At 44.5% G+C, this 22636-nt stretch carries 17 protein-coding genes; 7 read left to right on the top strand and 10 right to left on the bottom strand.

Going from position 1 to position 22636, the window contains the following annotated elements:
- Positions 1-131 precede the first annotated feature (131 nt).
- Positions 132-1274, bottom strand: coding sequence for an amino acid permease (locus tag AB4185_RS03455; RefSeq protein WP_017060419.1), 1143 nt, complete (start codon positions 1272-1274; stop codon positions 132-134).
- Positions 1275-1355: 81 nt separating this feature from the next.
- Positions 1356-1553 carry a hypothetical protein gene (locus AB4185_RS03450; RefSeq protein ID WP_048611631.1) on the bottom strand — a complete coding sequence of 66 codons (198 nt, stop codon included), beginning with the start codon at positions 1551-1553 and terminating at the stop codon, positions 1356-1358.
- A gap of 501 nt (positions 1554-2054) precedes the next feature.
- On the opposite strand from AB4185_RS03450, the gene AB4185_RS03445 reads away from it, so the two are divergent.
- The gene (locus AB4185_RS03445; RefSeq protein ID WP_136982513.1) at positions 2055-3677 is read left to right on the top strand and encodes a methyl-accepting chemotaxis protein; all 1623 of its coding nucleotides are present in this window, start codon (positions 2055-2057) and stop codon (positions 3675-3677) included.
- A 126-nt stretch (positions 3678-3803) separates the two neighbouring features.
- On the opposite strand, the gene AB4185_RS03440 is transcribed toward AB4185_RS03445, so the two are convergent.
- Complete coding sequence (locus AB4185_RS03440; RefSeq protein WP_372106220.1) at positions 3804-5294, bottom strand: SulP family inorganic anion transporter; 1491 nt, start codon at positions 5292-5294, stop codon at positions 3804-3806.
- Positions 5295-5851: 557 nt separating this feature from the next.
- Between AB4185_RS03440 and asnS the strand changes: the two genes are divergently transcribed.
- Entirely contained in the window at positions 5852-7252 is a 1401-nt protein-coding gene (asnS, locus tag AB4185_RS03435; protein WP_017060416.1) for an asparagine--tRNA ligase, read from the top strand.
- Between the two features lie 133 nt (positions 7253-7385).
- Here the strand turns inward: asnS and AB4185_RS03430 are convergent, their stop codons facing one another.
- Together AB4185_RS03430 and AB4185_RS03425 are read right to left on the bottom strand one after the other, a co-directional pair.
- A complete protein-coding gene (locus tag AB4185_RS03430; protein ID WP_004734707.1) occupies positions 7386-7592 on the bottom strand; it encodes a hypothetical protein in 207 nt (68 codons plus the stop codon).
- A gap of 127 nt (positions 7593-7719) precedes the next feature.
- Positions 7720-9123, bottom strand: a complete 1404-nt coding sequence (locus AB4185_RS03425) for a PLP-dependent aminotransferase family protein (RefSeq protein WP_017065418.1) — start codon at positions 9121-9123, stop codon at positions 7720-7722.
- 218 nt (positions 9124-9341) lie between these two features.
- Between AB4185_RS03425 and AB4185_RS03420 the strand changes: the two genes are divergently transcribed.
- The 3 genes from AB4185_RS03420 to AB4185_RS03410 all read left to right on the top strand — a co-directional run bounded on the left by AB4185_RS03420 (position 9342) and on the right by AB4185_RS03410 (position 12825).
- A complete protein-coding gene (locus AB4185_RS03420; RefSeq protein WP_017060414.1) occupies positions 9342-9641 on the top strand; it encodes a hypothetical protein in 300 nt (99 codons plus the stop codon).
- Between the two features lie 249 nt (positions 9642-9890).
- Positions 9891-11432 carry an HD-GYP domain-containing protein gene (locus tag AB4185_RS03415; protein WP_017071957.1) on the top strand — a complete coding sequence of 514 codons (1542 nt, stop codon included), beginning with the start codon at positions 9891-9893 and terminating at the stop codon, positions 11430-11432.
- A 202-nt stretch (positions 11433-11634) separates the two neighbouring features.
- Entirely contained in the window at positions 11635-12825 is a 1191-nt protein-coding gene (locus AB4185_RS03410; RefSeq protein ID WP_372106219.1) for an amino acid aminotransferase, read from the top strand.
- A gap of 124 nt (positions 12826-12949) precedes the next feature.
- Here AB4185_RS03410 and AB4185_RS03405 read toward each other — a convergent pair whose 3' ends face one another.
- Complete coding sequence (locus tag AB4185_RS03405; RefSeq protein WP_102333202.1) at positions 12950-13591, bottom strand: outer membrane beta-barrel protein; 642 nt, start codon at positions 13589-13591, stop codon at positions 12950-12952.
- A gap of 150 nt (positions 13592-13741) precedes the next feature.
- Here AB4185_RS03405 and AB4185_RS03400 point away from each other — a divergent pair, with 150 nt between their 5' ends.
- Both AB4185_RS03400 and AB4185_RS03395 read left to right on the top strand, forming a co-directional pair.
- Complete coding sequence (locus AB4185_RS03400) at positions 13742-15631, top strand: DUF294 nucleotidyltransferase-like domain-containing protein (RefSeq protein WP_017060410.1); 1890 nt, start codon at positions 13742-13744, stop codon at positions 15629-15631.
- 5 nt (positions 15632-15636) lie between these two features.
- Entirely contained in the window at positions 15637-16353 is a 717-nt protein-coding gene (locus AB4185_RS03395) for a 3'-5' exonuclease (RefSeq protein WP_017060409.1), read from the top strand.
- A gap of 210 nt (positions 16354-16563) precedes the next feature.
- On the opposite strand, the gene AB4185_RS03390 is transcribed toward AB4185_RS03395, so the two are convergent.
- The 4 genes from AB4185_RS03390 to AB4185_RS03375 form a co-directional block, all read right to left on the bottom strand.
- Positions 16564-18453: a GGDEF domain-containing protein gene (locus AB4185_RS03390; RefSeq protein WP_102333200.1), complete on the bottom strand. Its 1890-nt coding sequence runs from the start codon at positions 18451-18453 to the stop codon at positions 16564-16566.
- A 20-nt stretch (positions 18454-18473) separates the two neighbouring features.
- Positions 18474-19622: an extracellular solute-binding protein gene (locus tag AB4185_RS03385; RefSeq protein ID WP_372049990.1), complete on the bottom strand. Its 1149-nt coding sequence runs from the start codon at positions 19620-19622 to the stop codon at positions 18474-18476.
- A 351-nt stretch (positions 19623-19973) separates the two neighbouring features.
- Positions 19974-21068 (bottom strand): 3-phosphoserine/phosphohydroxythreonine transaminase, encoded by a 1095-nt coding sequence (serC, locus tag AB4185_RS03380; RefSeq protein ID WP_017065411.1) that lies wholly within the window; start codon positions 21066-21068, stop codon positions 19974-19976.
- A 163-nt stretch (positions 21069-21231) separates the two neighbouring features.
- Positions 21232-22494, bottom strand: coding sequence for a DUF945 family protein (locus AB4185_RS03375; protein WP_372134852.1), 1263 nt, complete (start codon positions 22492-22494; stop codon positions 21232-21234).
- Positions 22495-22636 lie beyond the last annotated feature (142 nt).

Genomic DNA, 22636 nt, shown 5'->3' with positions numbered 1-22636 from the left:
GCCTTTGAATCAATCTGTTTTTAATCAGCAGATAATAAAAAGGAACGCCGATGCGTTCCTTTTTTGTATCTGAATTCCGGCCACTTATATCTAAGATGCTCGATTCGCATCTTAGATAATGGACCAAAGAACTAGATCACTTGTGAGATAAGCAGGAAGCAACCAAACAGCAGTGAGAACAACATCATTGCGCTGCCACCTTCTGCTCGGTATCGGTCATCAGCAACTTTCATGAAACGCTGTTTGTGGACCATAACCAGAGGAACAAACACCGCTAGGAACACCAAGATGATACCTGCGTAATTCAGCACTTGTAGGAACTTGTCTGCAGCAAGCAATGAACCCGCCAACGGCAAGATAAAGCTAATGCAGTACGTTACCGCTGTATTTTGGTTGAACATGTCTTTGTTCTGGTTGAACAACGCCATTGCTACGCCAAAGAAAGAAGTCAACAACGCCAAGCCAGTGAAGGTAGACAAGACGTTACCCACCCAAGGAGACTGAGCCTCAAACGCCGCCATCAAATCTGATACGTTCTCAAAGCTTCTGAATTGCTCTTCACTCAAGTTGCCCACTACCGCAAACAACCAACACAAGTAACACACTAATGGGATCAGAGAACCGATGATCACCATGTTACGCAGCTGTTTGTCTGTCGCTTCGTGGTTGTAAGAAACCAAGGTTGGAATCACCACCATAAAGCCAAAGCTCGTAAACAGGATGGCACTGGTTTTGATTAGGTCAACGTGGTCATGGCTGGTTACCTGCATCAAGTTTTCTTGAGTCATGCTCGGCGCTAAGAAGGCCATGGTTGCAAACAAACTAGCAAGCATCACGAAGAACAATGCTCGATTGAGCTTATCAATCACACCAGTACCACTTGCGACTACTGCGCCAGCAAGCAAGGTAAACACGGTTTGGCTGGTAGTCGCGGTAATTTCGACGCCAAAGTTAGACAGTAACTTACTCAGCAAGTCACCTGCGCCCAGAATGTAAGCCATTAATAGGCAAATCAACAACGCGTATAGCAAGCCGTTGGTAAGCAACTGACCTTGTTTACCCAAGGTTTTTCGGGCAATAGAGTTTAATCCTAGACCGCCACCCGCTTTGATGGTCGCTTCTAGAAGTAGTAATGCTGCGTAAGTCGTACCGAAACAGATCAGTACCATAAGCAGTGTGCCGTAAAGCAATCCGAATTGAGCTAATACCATTGGGATCGCAAGCATACCAGCACCGAGAGCGGTACCAGCGATAATTAGGGAGCTACCCATCATTTTAATATTCATTGTTTTTAACTTATTTGTTTAGTTTTTATAGATGTGAGTCTTCGTTCATCGAGCGGATGACAAAGGAGTTCAGATAGAAATAAAGTTATAAAACGAATAACAATAGGAGCGATAAGCGGTAAAGAAGCGTGCAGAGACGTTGTCGAACAGGGCGTTCAAAGGGGAGCTTGTCTTAAAAGAGGTAAAACGAGAAGCGTGAGTAAGCATTAACTGATGTGGTGAACCTTCCGTAGGTTCAATAATCGGTGATGTAATCTTGAATTTCATGTATGTGTCCAATAAGTCACATTCCATAGTATTTGAAGCAGCGTATCCGTTGCTGCCCTACCTCTATCATAGAGGTCTTTTCATCTTATCGAATGAGCCTCGAAACACAACGCTATAACCACAATTTTTGCTATTAAATTGAACAAAACAACCATTTGGATATAAATTGACCACTAAGTCGTCTAAAACAATAGTCTTTATTGATAAAAGACAAGCGGACAAATACATCGAACTAATTAACAACCTAGGCTTTTCTAATTATCAGCACAATCAAAACTCGATGGTGCACTTCAATTTTCCCAAAACAACAGTCTGTTTTAAGAACAGCGAGGAGCTTGAAGCGCGTTCCATTTCAACATCAGACACGACACAAACTCGCTACATCACAGAAACATAACCACAACCGGAGTGTGGTCACACAATTCGTTATACCCCATAGGTGGTAGGAATTCTTACTAGTACAGTATTTGCGTCATTATAATTAATAAAAACAAACACCTTATGCGCTCAACAATCACCTTTAAAATCCTAGTGGCCCTCGCCATCGTGTTCACCTTTTTGCTGGCAATATCGACCTATTTCCAATATTCGCAACAAAAGCAACTTGTAAACTCAGTGTTAAGTGAGCAGCTTCACGACAAAGCAAGTAACTACTTCGATAGCCTCAATATGATGATGCTCACCGGCACCATGGCACAAAAAGAGACCCTTCGTCAGAAAGCACTGGCTCAAGAAGGCATTGAAGACGTTCGTGTTTTACGCGCCGACGCTGTCAGCAAGTTATATGGCCCAGGTAATGACAACCAAACACCGGTTGACGATATTGATAAACGAGCGCTAGCGGGCGAAACCGTTATCGAACCTTTTTCTGCTGATTGGGGCAAAGGCTTGGTTATTGCTCTGCCAATGAAGTCGAGTGAAGATTACCGAGGAACCAATTGTGTCGCCTGTCATATGGCACCAGAAGGTGAAGTCTTGGGTGCGATTCGTCTCGAATATAACCTTAACCATGTTAACTCGCTGATTAACACTCAAACCATGGCTGCTATTGGCATTATGGCAGTGATCTCGTTTGCCGGATTTGTCCTTACGATGGGATTAATTCGTAAGATTATCGTGCGCCCGCTGCAACAGACTTCTCGCTTTATGACCCAAGTCAGCAACGATAAAAACCTATCCACTCGCCTGCCGGAACAAAGCAAGGATGAGATTGGCACGCTGGCTAACTCCATCAACTCGTTCATGGGAACCGTATCCGACAGCTTAGAAAAGGTACAAAACACCTCGCACAAACTGAATGCGTCTGCCAACCAACTGACTAGTGTCGCGCAAATTACCGAGCAAGCCGCCAGTGACCAGCAAAGCGAAACCGCCGAAGTGCAACATAATGTCGAAGGAATACAGGCACAGCAAGTCAATGTAGAACAAGCGACTTTAACGGCTTCAGAGCTTATCAATCACACCGCTGATGTGGCGTGTAAGAGTGCCAACCAAGCACACGAAGCAAGCAGTGAGATAAAAAACCTCGTTAGCAGCATAGAAGAAGTGAAACACAAAATACTGACACTCAATGAGCAAACCGGAGAGGTCTCTTCAATATTGAGTGTGATTCGTGGCATTGCTGACCAAACCAATCTTCTGGCCTTGAATGCAGCAATTGAAGCGGCACGTGCGGGAGAACAAGGTCGTGGGTTTGCGGTGGTGGCTGATGAAGTTCGCCATCTTGCATCACGAACCGCTGAAGCAACAGGCAGTATTGAGTCAATCATTCATCAGTTCCAGCAAGGCAGCGAAGAGTCGCTGACTTCTGCCGATCGCGTTTGCGAACAAGCCCATCAAAGCTCAACCGATATCGACGCACTTTCAATTGAAATGAATGGTGTGGTCGAAGAGATGAAACAGGTGCTGGCTCACGCACAGAATATTCAGCAGCAAACGCAATCCACCACACAAGCGACTCAAGATGTTCAACAAAAGGTTGAAACCATCACCTCTCACGCCAACAACACATCGCAATCCGCGGCTGAAACTCGCAACATCAGCAATGACTTAGAAGAGCTATCTGATCATCTTGAATCGCTGATTAATCAGTTTACTTTGTCGAGTACAAAGAAGAAGTCATAGATCGCCAACAAAAAAGCGCTCAACAATGAGCGCTTTATCTTCATAGCAACGTCTAATTCAGGCTTTCAGGCTTTCAGGCTTTCAGGCTTTCAGGCTTTCAGGCTTTAAAAGAACCGTAAACCAAGATTAGTGCGTAATGGAAACCGCGGTTAAGTCTTTATGCTTGTGATACATCGCGTGTTTGACTATCAGGTTCGCACTCACGCTATCCATTCCTGACACTTCAACGTAAGCCCCTTTTTTACGGAACTTGAACACAACCTTATCAAGCGCCTCGACCGAGGTATTATCTAAGAATGACGCATCCGATATATCGATGGTCACTAAAGAGGTCGCGTTGTCATAATCAAATAAGTCGACAAACGCATCTGACGAAGCAAAGAAGACATGGCCTTTTACTCGGTGAATGGTGTGCATTTCGTTTGTCACGACTTCATCGGATATAAACACCATGGATTTGCTGGCATGTGCATAAAACAGAGCCGACAGCACCACGCCAACCGCAACACCTATTGCTAAATTATGAGTAAACACCACCACCGCCACGGTTGCTAGCATGGTTACATTGGTTGGCAGTGTGTGATCTTTAAGCTCAACAATGGAACGCCATGAGAATGTGCCGATAGAAACCATGATCATCACAGACACTAAAGCGGCCATCGGTATCAGCTTCAACCAATCAGAAACAAACACCACCATTAGCAACAAAACCACCCCAGCGATCATGCTGGACAATCGGGTTAAGCCACCTGATTTGATGTTAATGATCGACTGACCGATCATTGCGCAGCCCGCCATTCCACCAAAAAGGGAAGCCACGATGTTCGCAACGCCCTGCCCTTTACACTCATTGTTTTTATTGCTTTCAGTATCAGTCAGGTCATCGACTATGGTCGCTGTCATCAAGGATTCCAACAAGCCAACCAGAGACAGAGCAATCGAATATGGCAGGATGGTTGCAAGCGTCTCAAACGTGAATGGAATATTAGGAATCAAGAACACAGGCAGTGAATCGGGAAGCTTGCCCATATCGCCAATCGTTCTCACATCTAAGCCGAAGAGCAAACTAATGATTGTCAGAGCAACAATCGCGACCAGTGGGGAAGGTATTGCACGACCAAACTTGGGAAAATAAGGAAGCAGATAAATGATCGCCAAACCCAAAGCGACTAACACGTAAACGCTTGAAGGGACGTTGATTAATTCAGGAAGTTGAGCCATGAAAATTAGAATGGCGAGCGCGTTAACAAATCCAGTAATCACCGATTTGGAAACGAAATTCATCAGGTTACCAAGCTTGAGATACCCAGCTGCGATCTGAATGACGCCAGCTAGAAATGAAGCGGCGAGTAGATATTCTAGTCCGTGCTCTCTCACTAAAGTGACCATTAGTAGCGCCATAGCGCCTGTTGCACCGGAAATCATTCCCGGACGACTGCCAACCAAAGCAGTGACGACACAAATACAGAACGAGGCATAGAGCCCTACTTTAGGGTCAACGCCTGCAATAATTGAAAATGCGATGGCTTCAGGGATCAATGCGAGTGCAACCACAATCCCAGATAATGAATCTCCTTTAACGTTTGATAACCAATGTTTTTTTAAATAATTAAGCATGTAATTCTCTTTTACTTGTACAGCCAGTCCTGCCTTGTTGAGACATAATTTGATCGACTGTTTTTCTTGAATGAGCGAGCGCTCGAAAAGTGCGGGTGTAGAGAGAATGCAGGGGTTAAGGCGGCGTAATTAACACGTAGATATTAAACTCCTCTTGTACTTTAGTGGGAAATTAAGAAGGTGATCAAGTCCAAAATGACTGAATCCGCGCCAATATAGAGTGAGTCTCAACACAATCACACTCCCATTATTGAAAACAAAGGTTTCGATTACGCCATGCTCGTTCAGCAGCTCACATAGGGTGAAAGGTAAGGCTGACGCTAAGATCGAACAAAAAACACACCCTCAAACCTATTTATCGTCAGTAGACACAATATTTCTTTCACCAAGCAAGAATAAAGGTTGAAGCTGTCGGTATGACAGGTAATATGTTCAATCGATTTAAAAAGTTTATACAACTTAATGTTTCGGCTAATTATTGTGCAAATGTATATTTATTTGCAGCAATACCAGAAACTTTGAGTTGAATTTGTCCCTCAATGGAGAATGAAATCAACATGACTTACGCGCCTGTAACAGACGTACTTGGCGGCAAGCTAGCGGTAGACAGTGAAGTAACTGTTCGCGGCTGGATCCGTTCACGTCGTGATTCCAAAGCTGGAATCTCTTTCCTTGCCATTTATGACGGCTCTTGTTTCGACCCGATTCAGGCCGTGGTTCCTAATAATCTTAATAATTACGAAAACGAAGTATTAAAGCTAACAACTGGCTGCTCTGTTGAAGTAACGGGTAAGATTGTTGAGTCTCCTGCGAAAGGTCAAGACTTCGAACTAGCAGCAACTGACGTTAAAGTTGTAGGCTGGGTTGAAGACGCTGACACTTACCCAATGGCTAAGACGCGTCACTCTATCGAGTACCTTCGTGAAGTTGCTCACCTACGTCCACGTACAAACGTGATTGGCGCAGTAGCACGTGTACGTAACTGTCTATCTCAAGCGATTCACCGTTTCTACCACGAGCAAGGTTTCTTCTGGACTTCTGCTCCGCTTATTACTGCATCTGATGCAGAAGGCGCTGGTGAAATGTTCCGTGTTTCTACGCTAGACATGGAAAACCTACCACGCACTGAAAAAGGCGACGTAGACTTCAACGAAGATTTTTTCGGTAAAGAGACGTTCCTAACAGTATCTGGCCAACTTAATGCTGAAGCTTATGCTTGTGCACTAAGCAAGGTTTACACGTTCGGTCCTACGTTCCGTGCTGAAAACTCAAACACAAGCCGCCACCTAGCTGAGTTCTGGATGGTTGAGCCTGAAGTTGCGTTTGCAGACCTTAACGATGTAGCGAAACTGGCTGAAGACATGCTTAAGTACGTTTTCGCTGCTGTTCTTGAAGAGCGCCGCGACGACCTTGAATTCTTCGCTTCTCGCATCGACAAGCAAGCAATTACTCGTCTAGAGCAATTCGTTGACGCTGACTTCGCACAAGTTGACTACACTGACGCAATCCAAATCCTACTAGACTCTGGTAAGAAATTTGAGTTTGACGTTGAGTGGGGCATCGACATGTCTTCTGAGCATGAGCGTTACCTAGCTGAAGAGCACTTCAAAGCACCTGTTATCGTTAAGAACTACCCGAAAGACATCAAAGCTTTCTACATGCGCTTAAACGACGACGGCAAAACAGTTGCAGCAATGGACGTACTTGCACCAGGCATCGGTGAAATCATCGGTGGTGCACAACGTGAAGAGCGTCTAGACATTCTAGACGAGCGTATGATTGCTATGGGTATCGACCCTGAGCACATGAGCTGGTACCGCGACCTACGTAAATACGGTACAGTGCCACACGCTGGTTTCGGTCTTGGTTTCGAGCGTCTAGTATCTTACGTAACAGGTATGGGTAACGTTCGTGACGTGATTCCATTCCCACGTACACCACGCTCTGCAAACTTCTAATTCGAAACCTATTCGATATTAAAAGTTAAGAACAAACAAAAACCTCCGCACTTGCGGAGGTTTTTTTATGTTCGGAATAAAACGAGTCCAGATGCTTCTGCGTGCCACTATCTGAGACTCATTATTTCAAAAGCTAATCCACATCTTGGTCGATAGCGTATTTTATTGCAAGACCGCAAATTGCCATCATAACGAATGGGATCGCGGCAGTGGTGTATTCCGCCCACGCCATATCAGCGAATGCTTTTGCCAGCAGTACGTGGCCGAGAATAAGCAGAAGCGCACACACAATAGCGACAATAATCAGCTTAACTTCATTTCCCATAGTCATTTTCAACATAACGGTATCTCCAATATTTGGTCTACCGTTATTGAATCACAACTCTTTGGTCAATTAGGCGTACAGTTACCCCACAAACAACCCGTACAGTTGGAATGATTGTCTTTTTTATGAGGGACTTAAGGTTTTACGAGTGCGTAAGTTGATGTGCCAGTTTGCCAAGCCAGATGAGCGCCTGTTCTTTCTCTTCTGTCAGTTCATAAGAGAAGTTCAATCGTATCGCGTTATCCACTCTGCCATGCTCACTAAACAGATCGCCAGATGCAACGCTAATACCTTGTTCGATAGCCAGTTGATGAAACTGTTGGCTGTCGAATTTTTCAGAAAAGCGAATCCATATCAAGTAACCACCAGCCGGCTCTTCAATCTCTATTGAATGCGGAAAGTACTGCTTAATGACATCGATAAATCGCTCTTTCCTGACGACAAGGTTTTTACGCAGTTTACGAAGGTGATTGTCGTAGCTTTCATGCGTTAAGAAATGAGCGACACCAAGTTGAACAGGAGCGCTACTCGATAACGTAGAAAGAAGCTGTAACTTTTGAATCGCGTCGTTAAAACGCGTGTTCACAACCCACCCTACTCGATAACCAGGACACAAACTTTTTGAATACGACCCACAAAGCAAGACGGAATCGGTCTTATCGAAGGCCTTTAGTGGCTTCGGCTTATGCCCTTCGTAATAAAGATCGCCATACACGTCATCTTCAATAATGTAGGTTCCATGCTGTTCTGCAATCTCTACCACACGGCGCTTTGCCTGTTCCGACAAACTGGTTCCCGTTGGGTTTTGAAAAGTCGTCATCAGCCAACACGCTTTAACATCTTGGTTTTGTAGCGCGTTTTCAAACTGCTCTATATTCAACCCATTGATTGGGCAAACGTCCACTTCGATCGGGTTAAGCCCGAGCCTCTCGACAGCCTGCAGAGCACCATAGAATGCGGGAGACTCAATCACGACGTTATCACCCGACTTGGTGACCGTTTGCAGGCTCAAGTTGAGCGCCTCCATAGCACCCGACGTAATCACGATGTCTTGATGATTAACCGTGATCCCTTGCTGCAGATAACGCTGTGCGATTTGCCTTCTCAAGGACTCACTGCCCGGTGGTAAATTATTTATCACACTCGCGCCAGTCATCTTCCTACCCGCGCTGGCAAGGTTTCGAGTCAAGGTAGGTAACGGGAAAAGGTCGGGATCTGGGAATGCAGAGCCGAAAGGAATCACACCTTCGGCTGAACTCGACTTCAAGAAATCAAATAAGCGGTCATTAATGGCTTTCTTTTCACTAACGAGTGGCTGTGCGTAGTCAACGCCGTCCAGCCTTGGCGCTACAAAGTAGCCCGACTGAGGTTTAGCGATGATCCACCCTTCGCTTTCTAGCAACTGGTAGGCTTGTAAGACAGTACTATTGCTGACGTTGTAATTTCGACAACTCATGCGTACCGAAGGGATCTTCTCTCCGGATCGCCACGTATTGTTGGCTATCTGAGTTCGAATATCCTTTGCAAGCTCTTCATAACGCGCCATCTAATTGTACTACCTAGAGAAATTCTGTGAGCCGGTGATTTTATCACTTACGCCAACAACTATTGCTGCTATCCATATGATCGCACCTAATTTCCACAATAGTGTGAATTGGTTCACAGATAACTTTGTAAGCTTTGCTAAGTTTGTACCCAAGGTAGGAGCTAAGTTGGCTTTCTACCTCAATAATTTGATGTAACCCAAAAACATGCGAGATAACAATGAAAAAAATAGAAGCAGACCAATTAAGTTATAAAGGAGAGTCAAACGGTGTTCACAGTTGGACAACACCGAGCGGTCAGCCATATTACTGGCACCCAGATTGGCTCCATATTGCTGAAGATGCGACAGGCTCACATCCAAAGCAAAAGATCGATGTCGAACAAGACCAAGCACCAACGGAAAAACACGCGGTGTCTGCTATTCTGAAACACATCAACCAATGGGCTGCAGACAAACTAGCGTCTCACCCTGAGATTGAAACCGGCTCAATCGAAGCTGAAATCAATCTCAAAAAGTAACGGGGTAAAGTAGATAGCAAACTCAATCACTCGCGATTCTAACCAGTACACAGACTGAATAGCCTCGAACCTCGACCGAGGCTATTCAAGTATCTTCATAAAAATGCTGCAATAACCCCCACCTAGCTAACAAATCTCTAACACAAACCAGTTTCTTGTATCAATCCACGAAAGCTATCGATAGAATTTCCGGTCTTATTCACGTCAGTTATGCTAATTATTCGCAATTCTAAAGTCGTGAATCAATGAATGCGTAAATCTAATAAGAATGAGAACAAAGGCTTACCGATGGATACTTCAAATTACAATCAATCGCTAACGACTAAGTTATACGTCATTGCTGGCGTGCTGTTTGGCACCTATGGCAGTCGGGTGTGCCCTATGCTCGATAGCTTAACGACGTTAGAGATTTTCACACAAGTCAGTATTGTGTTTATCTTATTATGGCTCGCACGTCGTTACCCATTGGCGCAACATACCTTGGTCAAGCAAGGCCGATTCACGCAACTCGATACCCTGCTATTTTTTGCTGCAAGTGTGCCTTTCGCGCTCTACTACAACTTAAGCTATGAATTCACCATAGATAGTAATTTGAAGGTGCTGTTTGGCATGAGTCTATTCGGCTTCTTTACCGGAACCATTCTTCAATTGAATGCCAAGCTCAGCCAAATGGATAAAATGGAGACGACTGGACAATTCGACTTCCAACTGGTTGGTGAAAGAAGTTCACTGGTCAAGCAGATGATAGGCTTGGTTATCGTGCTTCTGGTAACACTGACGACTATGTTGACGATGATTGCTGTCAAAGACATCTTCTGGTTAGAACATAACCCTGACCGCTTATTGGATGGCACCGGCAAGATCAGCGTGATCAAAGAGTTTATTTATTTGGCTGTGGTACTGGGTGGCTACGCGATAACCATCATGACGCTTTGGAGTAAGCTAATTAAGCGTATTCTCCTAAGCCAAGAGCACGCATTAAACAAAGTCACCAATGGCGAGCAAGGCGTTCGCTTACCTATTTTCGGCTACAACGAGCTTGGATCAATGGCATCTATGACCAATACCATGCTTGATAGCCTTGAAACCGCGCAAAACGAAGTGAAAACCACACGTGACGTGGCCATTGTGAGCTTATCGGCATTGGCTGAATCTCGAGACAATGAAACGGGCGCACATATCCTAAGAACTCAAGAGTACGTCAAGGTGCTCGCACAAGAGCTCAGCAAATCAGAAACCCACTCAAGCTTGTTAACACCAAACTACATCGAGTTGCTCTACAAATCTGCGCCTTTGCACGACGTGGGCAAAGTAGGTGTTCCTGATAGTGTGTTATTGAAGCCGGGCAAATTGACGGACGAAGAGTTTGAGATAATGAAAGGTCACCCCGCGATTGGGGCTGAAGCGTTATCTATTGCAGAAAAGCAGTTGGGAAGTAGCTCTTTCTTAAGAGTCGCAAAGGAGATATCTCTGACTCACCACGAGAAATGGAATGGCAGTGGTTATCCTAATCAGTTGTCTGGTGAAGATATCCCGTTATCTGGCCGTTTAATGGCATTAGCTGATGTTTATGATGCGCTCATCTCGAAGCGAGTCTACAAGCCACCCTTTACTCATGAACAAGCTAAACAGATCATCTTAGAGGGCAATGGGACGCATTTTGATCCGCAAGTTGTCCAAGCTTTTCTGGTCGTCGAACAAGCGTTTGTTTCAATTGCTGCGACCTACAAAGATGGCAAAAATGTAGCGAGTGAACTCGAGCGCGAAAGCTTTATTGCTCAACCAGCGTAATCTATTCAAAATCCACTAACTTCTTGCACCCTATAGGTTAATCCGTAGGGTGTTTTGTTATCAAATATCCTCTTTAGTCAATAAATCTGATTGAAATGGATTTTTTTTGGTCTTTCTGTTCACTTCGTATTGTCTTAAAAATTCCATACAGGTATAACTACCCATAGATACTATCCCCTCTCAATTGACATGGATGAAGATTATGTTTGAAAAAGTGTTAGCTGCTCCCGCCGATCCTATCCTCGGCCTTACTGAAGAGTTTAAAAAAGACTCTCGTGCAGAGAAAATCAACCTTGGCGTTGGCATCTACAAAAATGAAGATGGTCAAACACCAGTACTTAAAACAGTAAAGAAAGCAGAAGCTGCACTTCTTGAAAACGAAAAAACCAAATCTTACCTAACGATTGAAGGTACAGCTGAATACGGTCTAGCGGTTCAGAAACTTCTTTTCGGTTCAGACGCAGAGATCGTTGCATCTCAACGCGCTAAAACAGCACAAGCTCCAGGTGGTACAGGTGCACTTCGCGTAGCGGGTGAATTCATCAAGCGCCAACTGGGCGAAGTGAAAATCTGGATCAGTAACCCAACTTGGGCTAACCACAACGGCGTTTTCGCAGCTGCGGGTATCGAAACTGCTCAATACAGCTACTACAACGCTGAAACTAAAGACAAAGACTTCGCTGGCATGGTTGCTGACCTAGAGAAAGCTTCTGAAGGCGATATCATTCTTCTTCACGGCTGCTGTCACAACCCAACAGGTATCGACCCAACAACTGAAGAGTGGGAAGTACTGGCTAAATTGGTTGCTGAGAAGAAACTACTTCCTCTATTCGATTTTGCTTACCAAGGTTTTGCAAAAGGCGTTGAAGAAGATGCTGCTGGCCTACGTATTTTTGCTCAATACAACAAAGAGATCCTTGTTGCTAGCTCGTTCTCTAAGAACTTCGGCTTGTACAACGAGCGTGTTGGCGCATTCACTCTGGTTGCTGAATCTGCAGACGTAGCAACAACTGCGTTCTCTCAAGTTAAGAGCATTATCCGCTCTATCTACTCTAACCCACCAGCGCACGGCAGTGCTGTCGTTACTCACATCCTTGGTGATGCTGATCTACGTGCTGAATGGGAAGCAGAAGTAGCAGAAATGCGTGACCGTATCCAAGAGATGCGCGAGCTATTTGTAACAACACTGAAATCAGAAGGTGTTGATGCAGACTTCACATTCATCGAACGTCAAAACGGCATGTTCTCTTTCTCTGGCCTAAGCAAAGAGCAAGTAACTCGCCTAAAAGACGAATTCGCAATCTACATTGTTGGTTCTGGCCGTATCAGTGTTGCTGGTATGACTAAGTCAAACATGGGTCCTCTATGTAAAGGTATCGCTGCGGTTCTTTAATCGAAAAGCGAAACCTTTATTTGCAGACCAATAGATATGCAAAAGCCAGCAATCAAGCTGGCTTTTTTGTGTCTGCCTCTTTGTATATAAGAGCTATTAGGGCATGTAGCCTTTTCGTTACTGGCTAATACTCTAGGAAAAATTCCACACCTAGCTCGTTAGTACGTTCGCTACGAATTTTACCTTCACCATCTCGATGTTGGTATGACCCACCAATCGCAAACTTATTGGTCACTAGATAACGTAAACCTAAGTGATAGATCTGTTCATCAAACAGGTCACTTCGATTCACTTGCACACTCCCGTTAGCTATCCAACGTTTCGCAAATCCATAGTTAAGCTCAGCTTTTACCCCTTGGATGAACTCGGTGTCTGAAGATTCAGTTCGGTTGGTGTCATTATCTTCAACCTTACCTTTCGTGATACCAAGCAGGTAGTAAGCCACTATATCTAAATCTTTCTTAATGCTGTAACGGTAACCAACACCTGGCATCAGCGTATCAATTCGAGTTGTGGTGTCATCAGGGTGAATGAAGCGTGCGCTGTAGTCTCCCAGCAGCAACCAATCATCCGTCATCGCGTAACTGACGCCTAATCCATAAGACGAGGCATTGTTATTACTGCCTGCATCTTCATTTAAACTGCCCGAATGCGCCGTGGCATAAATATGGTCGTAATCTAAAATATCCACCGCGTTAGTGTCCGCCCACAAACTTGGAGAAAACATAAAAACCGCAGATACAAAACTAAGCTTCCACTTCGACATTCCTATCATCCTTAAACTGTCACTCCATTAATTGAAAGGTTAGTCTATCCATAAGACTTTAAAAAGGTTTTAGCTCACAGATTGATTTGTGACGGCAAAATATTATCAAATGTTGTACCATGAAATCATACAAACCAATGGATGATCATTATGGATGCTGAGTTATTAGAGATTCAAAACTTTCTGGCACAATACCCCCCTTTTACAGAACTCCCTGAGGAGATGTTGGCGAAAGTGACCAGTAGCGTGGAAATTTCTTATTACCGCCAAGATACCCCTATCATTCACTTTGGTGATCAAATTCATGACTTATACATCGTTCGAAGTGGCGAAGTCGAAGTCTACCGCCGTAAAGGCGAACTCTATAACCGCCTGGATGAAGGCCACTTGTTCGGTCAAATGGGCCTACTGACCAACAACAAGGTGCGTTTCCCAGTTAAAGCCACCGAAGATACCCTGCTTTACTGTATTCCTGAGCCTATCTTCCAAGAGCTCTACGACAACTACGACTCCTTTGCCGATTTCGTAGAAGTAGAAGATAACGCGCGACTGCGCCAAGCCAACTCAGACAGCAACGACGCTAACGACTTAACGACATCCAAGGTTAAAACGCTGCTGACCAGCGAAGCACCAATGATCGAAAAAACGCGCACGATTCAGCAAGCTGCGACCATGATGGCACAGGATAATGTTTCCTCTTTGTTGATCATCGACCCAGAAATCGTTGAAGATGATGAAGATGACTCAACACCCGTGATTGGCATCATCACCGACCGAGATTTATGTACTCGCGTTTTAGCTGAAGGGCTTGACCCATCGGATGAAGTCTCTAGCGTAATGACACCTGAGGTTATCTCTCTCGATCACAATGCTTACGTATACGAAGCTATGATGACCATGCTTCGCTATAACGTGCATCATTTACCAGTGCTTAAAGATAAGAAGCCGATTGGTATTATCGAAGCGACCGATATTGTTCGTTATGAGTCTCAAAACTCGCTGTTATTGGTAAGTAGTATCTTCCAGCAACAAAGTATCGAAGATCTGAAGGTGCTTTCCGAGCAAGTAAAAGACAGCTTTGTGCGCTTAGTTAACGAAGATGCCAACGCCCACATGGTGGGTACTGCAATGTCGGTAATTGGTCGTAGCTTTAAGCAGCGAATTATCGAACTGGGCGAAGAGAAATTGGGCAAGTCGCCTATTCCTTACTGTTTCCTCGCACTGGGCTCTATGGGGCGTGATGAGCAGCTGCTGGTTACCGACCAAGATAACGCAATCATTCTTGATGATACCTACGACGAGAAAAAGCACGGTAAATACTTTGAGGAGCTGTCGACCTTTATTTGTGATGGCTTAGATCAGTGTGGCTATGTGTATTGTACTGGCGATATCATGGCGACTAACCCAACGTGGCGTATGACTCGTCGACAATGGGAAGAGTGCTTTGCCGATTGGATTGATGATCCAAACCCGAAAGCACTGTTAAATGCTTCAATCTTCTTCGACTTAGATGGCGTTTATGGTCGTCTGAAATGGGCCGAGCAATTGAACAGCTTTATTGTTCGACGCGCACGTAAGAACAATCGCTTCTTGGCGTGCCTTGCACGTAACGCACTCAACCGTACACCTCCGCTCGGCTTCTTCAAAGATTTCGTGATGGAGAAAGATGGCCGTCACAACAACTCTATCAACCTTAAGCGTCGTGGTACTGCGCCACTCGCCGATTTGATTCGTGTTCACTCGCTCGCGGTAGCGTCTCGCTCTAAGAACTCGTTCGAACGCTTAGATGACATTATTGACGCCGGTATTCTGCCAAAAGGCCGAGCTCAAGATTTGAAAGATGCGATGGAGTTTATCTCTCTGGTTCGTATTCGCCACCAAGCACACGATGTCGACAACAACATCGAGCCTGATAACAACATCGAGCCAGAGAACCTGTCTGACTTCGAACGACGTAACCTAAAGGATGCATTCCAAATATTAAGTAATGCGCAAAACTTCCTTAAGTTCCGTTATCAAGCCAGCAACAAGTTTAAGTAGGGCCTATGAACAAACTATTCAGATCACCTGCGGTCGATTGGCCATTTAAGTTTGCTCAGAAGCTTGAACGAGCGAGAGACGAGCGCTTAAAGCACTTTTATAGCCAGCCTCTTCCTGCGCCTGATACGCCACTTTCAGAAGTGATGTTTTTGGCTGTCGACTTTGAGACAACGGGGTTAAACCCAAACAAAGACGGCATCATTACCATTGGTTTAGTGCCATTTACGCTCAATCGCATCTACTTGCGACAAGCCAAACACTGGACTCTAAGACCAAAACAGAAACTTGAAGAAGAGTCTGTCGTGATTCATGGCATCACTCACAATGACATCATTGATGCGCCAGACCTTAGCGAAGTGTTGGGCGAGATCTTAGAATCAATGGCGGGACATATCCCTGTGGTTCACTATCGTCGTATCGAACGTGACTTTTTGGACAATGCATTGAAAGTGCGACTCGGTGAAGGCATTGAGTTCCCAGTCCTCGACACGCTGGAGATTGAATCTCAGATCCAAAATAAACTGGCTGGCGGCTTGTGGAACAAGCTGAAAGGTAAGAAGCCAGCTTCAGTGAGACTGGGTCAGAGTCGTCGTCGATACCATCTGCCCGACTACACGCCGCATCATGCATTAACTGACGCTATTGCGACCGCTGAGCTACTCCAAGCGCAAATTGCTCATCACTTTGACTCTGAGATGCCTCTGAAGAGTTTCTGGCTCTAGCTGAGTTACGTAAGCTAAATACAAACACAAAGCCCATCAACTTCCATTGGTGGGCTTTTTCATTTTTATCGTCTGTGTTTAAGCAACGGTTGGCCCGACTAAGCGCATTTCCCATAAGCGTTTAAACATATTATAACGTCACACCGCAGCAGTTCCGCTCTAATGGACGTCGAAAATCGTGATCGCTATTTGTCAGCGCGATTGGCATTATTACTTCCCAACCACAGACAACGTTTGATAATAAAGACGCTTTTGCTGATACATATTCTCATCAGCGACAGAGAACAATTGCTCAACGTCTGTTGAATCACTAGAGGCTGCACCAATCGAGAATCTGACAGGAATAGAGATACCCGCTTTAGTCTCGATTGCCTGTTGCTCCTGAGCAATGTACAACTGCTCAGTCATCTTTGCGACATTGAGCGAACTCGACTCACCAGACGTTAAGGTAAGCACCGCAAATTCATCTCCACCCAAACGGTATAGATTACTGGCAGGTGTCAATTCGTGGCTGATTACGTCTACGCAGCGCTGTATCAGCTCATCCCCGGTCTCATGCCCATGAACATCATTGGTCGTTTTCAAGCCATTGATATCAATAATGATCAAAGAAATCTGATTTTGATTGTCGTTAATGCTGCGTTTACTGAATTCGAGATCTTCATTAAAAGCTTTACGATTCAAACAGCCAGTCGGCATGTTAATCCGTGTAATATTTTCGAGCTCTAGCCAACCAGCTAACTGTTTTTGGTACATGTCAAAAATCAGAAGATCTTCTTCACTGAGGACATCAAATGAACTTGAACAAAAATACCCGATCGCCGTCCCCTGTGAGTCACAGAGTATCAGGTCAGCCTCGCCAGTCCGGTTAAAATGAAACTGAATCGAATGTTGAACAAGTAATGTCTTTAACTCTTGATCGACCATTTGAGGAATCAACCGATATTCAGCCGCGTGTCTTGATGATGCAAACTGAACGATCTTCAAAAGACGATGCTTCTGGGATTCTTCACGCGCGAGCGAATTAGTTAACTTGCTGGTTTTCTCTTCGACTAAGTCCTCTAGCTGAACATTAAATCTTTCGAGTTTATCGTTACTTTCGGTAAGCTCACGGACTTGGTATTGTATGCGACCCCACAAGGTTTCCAATAAACGACTCAGCGTGACGAACTCTGTAAAACGATGTTCATCCACACTATGAGTCGGTGACTGGTTATGCGAATACGACGTAACAGATTCAGCCAACAGGTTTAACTGCCCTGAGAACCAGCGGCTTAGGAACAGAGCAAACACAATCGCGATGGCAAGCGTCGCCACCAATATTCTGACAAAGACCACCTGAGCTTGTTGCATCTCTAATAAACGCTCACTGTCGGAAATATGATGTTTGACGTTCAGTACCAATTTGTCGGTAAAGAATGTGCTGTCGATAGAGATAATGTTCGCACTTTGTTCAGAAGATTGAGCATCCGTTGAATCAATATAGTTAAACTCAACCGACTCATTTTGATAAAGGAAAGGCGTCACTTTAGTCTTAAGTCTGTCATACCCCATAAGAACCACAAGATAACCCTGCGGCGTGTATGTAGAACCTTCTATCAAACGATAAGGTAAAATCGGCGCGACAAAAGCGATACCTGCAGCGGCATTATCCGCCACTTCAGTTTCGGTAAACTCGGTGTGGAACAATTTCCCTTGCCCATAAACCGATTGAGGACGCTTCAAGCTTTCTAATAACTGGCTCTGCTCAAAATGGTACAAGCTGCCTTTGCTGTCATAAATGGGCTTCCAGTTTTGGTCCAGAATATAAGTCGCGGACACACTCTCCGCTAGCGCATTGAAGCTATCCATCTTGTCCCAAACAACACTCGAGAAAAAGATATTACCACCCGCTTTAATCAATGATCGGTCATGCGAATACCATTGAGTTAGGCTCGCCGTCAGCTTAATTTGCTCTTGTACGGTTTGACGAATACCGGTCGTAGAGTTGTCCAGCTTGGTTTCTTTTTGCTCTAAAGAACTTTGGTTTTGTTTATTGAGAATCAACTGTCCCGCTAGGTAAACAGGAAGCATTGAGCAAGCCAGCAACACCAAGCCCATGGTGTATTTTAATGATAGCTTCAATCTCTTACCCTCATATTCGCCGAGTAATATTGAACAAAATCATTGTAAAACTTATGCAGTTCACTCTTTGGCATCCCTGACTTGTAACGCTGATACGCCCGAGCCGATGCCTCCCAAACGATCGCCATCTTGTAGTCACTCGACATCATTTGCGATGCTTGAAACTCATCGTACATATTTGAAAGTGTCTGGTTACCTTCCTCAACACGGCGTTGATTAACCTCATAAAACGGCGAAACCATGGCACTCGAGTGAGCTAAATAGGTGAAACTGTTTGATTGCAGGTATTGAACGACTTCTTTCAAAGCCAATTTCTTATCTGGGTTTTGCATGCCTTTTTCCGTGACAGCAAAAACCTTTGCGCCACTAAATGAAGACATACTTTCACCACGATAGGTCGGCAACGAATTGATGTACAAATCTCGACCAAAGGCGGCATCGAGTTCGCTGAACGCCCAATCACCGTCAATCAAAAACTCGACTTCCCCATTGATGAACCTCTGCCTCGCGCAAATATCGCTGCACGATGATTCGATGACTTTTTTCTGCTGCAACATGTCGATGAAATCAAAGATAGCAACTAACCCTTCACCATTAACATTCTTCGACGATAATAAGTCTTCAGAAAAAAGCTGATAGAAAGCTAGATAGAAGTACATGTTTGGATTGGGAAAAAGCACGCTCACTTGTTCGGACTGAGCAGAGCGTTCAATTAGGCTCTCCCATGTCACGACTTGCGCTTGAGGCTTGCTCGAATACAGAACGACTTGGTTTCCAATACCAACCGGTAACGCCTTAAGCTCACCGTTGATGACCACTGCATCAAGCGCTTTTTTCTCATAGCGTTGGGTATCGACCCAAGCATCAGGAAGCGTCGCTAAATCGATATATTCAGTTAGACCTAAGAAGTCAGAAGGAACCCAGATGGCGTCGGGAAAGGTATTGTCTCTAGGATCAGCAACAAGCAGTTCAGAACGAATACTGTTGACGTCAAACGAACGAATTTCTACACGATGATCAGTCATCGCTTCGATATGTTCTTTTACATAATCGGCCGTTTCATAATTAATACCAGCCCATATTTCAAGTGTGGACGAACAAGCAACGGCCGGAAATAGCATCGCAAATAGACTCAATAACCTCACACTTGGTTCCTTGTGGTAAAAATTAGACGTTGGATTTTAATCGCCCATCAATAAACCGGGCGATGCGGCTTATCGCTCACTGCTCATGATTAGAGACCTAGCTTTGGGCGACACGTTATATAGTAAAAAGTGCCTAAATAACAGTTGATACTCTCGCTTTAAGAGAAAGGTCTGCTCATTCTGATACATCCGTCATATCTCTGGATGACTGTTCTTACAATAAATCAACATACCATACCCTTTATTATTAACGACAAAAAAAATGCCGCAAAAGCGGCATCTATCTCGTTCGGTGCATTCGACACAATAAAAATCAAATAAGCAATTTATCAGTCAAAGCCCTATCATCGATTAAGCGTATTTCTCTTCGAAATCTTTCATGAAGCTAACCAGCGCTTGAACGCCTTCCAGAGACATTGCGTTGTAAAGTGAAGCTCTCATTCCACCTACTGCTCTATGCCCTTTCAGTGATTTCAGACCTGCAGCATCAGCCAATTCTAGGAACTTGCCATCTAACTCAGGTTTCGCCAGTTGGAACGGCACGTTCATTCTAGAACGGTTTGCAGTGTGAACATCGTTTTTGTAGAAAGCTGAGCTATCGATTGCATCGTAAAGCAGCGCTGCTTTCTCTTTGTTCACCAACTCCATCGCTTCAACGCCACCTTGAGCTTTCAGCCACTTGAACACAAGGCCTGATAGGTACCAAGCGTACGTTGGTGGTGTGTTGAACATTGAGTCTTTTTCAGCAAGTACTTTGTAGTTCAGAATACTCGGCAACACGTCGTTTGCGAGTTCGAGTAGATCATCACGTACGATTGCAATGCAGATACCCGCAGGGCCGATATTCTTTTGCGCGCCCGCGTAGATAACACCGTACTGAGACACATCAATCTTACGAGACAGAATGTTAGATGACATATCCGCTACGATTGGCTTATCCGTTTGAGGAAGCTCGCTGATTTCAATACCATCGATGGTTTCATTCGGACAGAAATGTACATACGCAGCTTCCGGGTCAATTTTCCAATCTTTAGCTGGAACAACCGCTGCTTTACCATCAATTGACGTCTTCGCGTTGAATACATCGATTTCGCAATATTTGCTCGCTTCAGTCACTGCACTTTCTGCCCAGTAACCCGCATCAATGTAAGTCGCTTTCGTCGCATCACCTAAAAGGTTTAGAGGAACAGCAGCGAATTGAGCACGAGCGCCCCCCTGACAGAAAAGAACTTTGTAGTTGTCTGGGATGTTCAGAAGATCACGTAGGTCCTGTTCGGACTCGTCAGCAACTTGAATAAATTCCTTGCTGCGATGGCTGATTTCCATCACGGAAGTCCCTAAACCATTCCAATCAATAAAGTCCGCTTGCGCTTGTTTCATTACCGGTTTAGGCAGTGCAGCTGGGCCAGCACTGAAGTTGAATACGTTATCTAATGTAAGTTCCATGGGGATGATTGCTCCTGCTAAATAATAACTATGCAAGTAATACCATGTTTTACCCAACATAAAAACAACAAAAGAGGTCTTAAGACCTCTTTTGTTTTGTACCGTATAAAATGTTTAAGCTTAACCTGCTAAATCACCCTATCAGTATTCACGCCTGCTCTGTTTATTGAACAAAAACCGGCATAAGTAGAGCGATTAATGGAATTTCTTGTCCATTTTCGAACACTAGGTTTCCATTTTCTAAGTCAGCGCTGATTTCATAACCACTGTCTGTTTCCTTGATCATTTCCATCACAAGCAATTCATCGATACCTTCACGGATGAATGGATACTCTTCAACAAGTTCATTTGAGAAGCTAGAGTGAACGTTGCCCGTTAATGCAGGCATGATCATCGAAGGGTTGCTGCTGATGTTTTCGGTCCCTTCCGGCACGCTCACCAACCACTTAGATTCGAACTGTCCCTTACCTAACTCTAACGACATGTTGTTCATTGAAAGGTCGAAACCTTTAGCAAACAGGATATCGATAAATGGAATGATCTCTGCAACGTCTTCTTGCGTCATCACAGGATTAGATTGGTAAATCTCAAAGATTTTCTCAAACGACTCGCTATCCAACTTCGACATTTCAAAATCGACGTTTAGGTTGTTCAACTGGCCTTCACTGGTCTCGATATTTGCGATATCCAGCTTGAGGTTGCTGCGCAGACGCTTAGTTGCTTCATCTAGATGTGATTCAAAATCGTACTTAGAATTTTCAATGGTCATGAAAGGCTGCATTGCAGAATCTGAAACCAAGAAGCTATCGATAGTAAAATTCTGAGTACCTAACCAGTAGCCTTTCGCTTGTTGGCCTGAACCCACACCTTTCAGATTAGACAGCGTTACCTCTTCACCGGTTTCAAAATCAATTTGAACTGAAGGGATTGAAAGCTCGTAATCAACTTGGCCTAAAACAGTCGCATGGCCAGAAAGATTCGATTTAGTGATCGAGACCGAAGTCCTATTCTCATCAGAACCTTGGTGATTGAACTGGCTTAACTCAAAGTTAAAGTCAGTGTTGCCGTTTAGCTCAGTACTAGTGGTCAGAGTTAAAGGCAGAATATCGGTATTCTCAAACGTCGACAGTGCATTTAGACTCACCAAACCATGGCTAACCGCACTATTTATGACAAACTCACTCGGCAACCCATCAATCGCAAGTTGCTCTTTCAGGTTTTCATCCGTCACAGTTAAACGAGTGGTTACGTTGGAAGACAAGTAACCTCTATCGTATTCCACGATCTCAGCTTGAATGCTTGAATTGTTAAGCTTTGCAACGCCATCGGTAATCGCATTTTGTCCAATTTGCCCAACCGCTAGCGGCCAACAAAGTGCCAGTGAGATTGCTCCGCCAATAGCACCAATTTTTCTTAACTGTTCCATGAGTTCTCTTTCTACACGTGTCTATTTTTTTTAGTCTAACCCATCAGTAGCAAACAAGAAACATTGAGTTAAATCAGTCTATTGCTCGATACTTCGATTGCCTCAATAAATTAACGGCTAGCTCTCATCCTTATTCGGCGGT

Origin of the sequence: Vibrio sp. 10N.286.48.F5, from assembly GCF_041469785.1 — a bacterium.
GTDB lineage: Bacteria > Pseudomonadota > Gammaproteobacteria > Enterobacterales > Vibrionaceae > Vibrio > Vibrio crassostreae_C.
The sequence above is the reverse complement of the archived record's forward strand: the minus strand, read 5'-3'. Positions and strand labels throughout refer to the sequence as shown.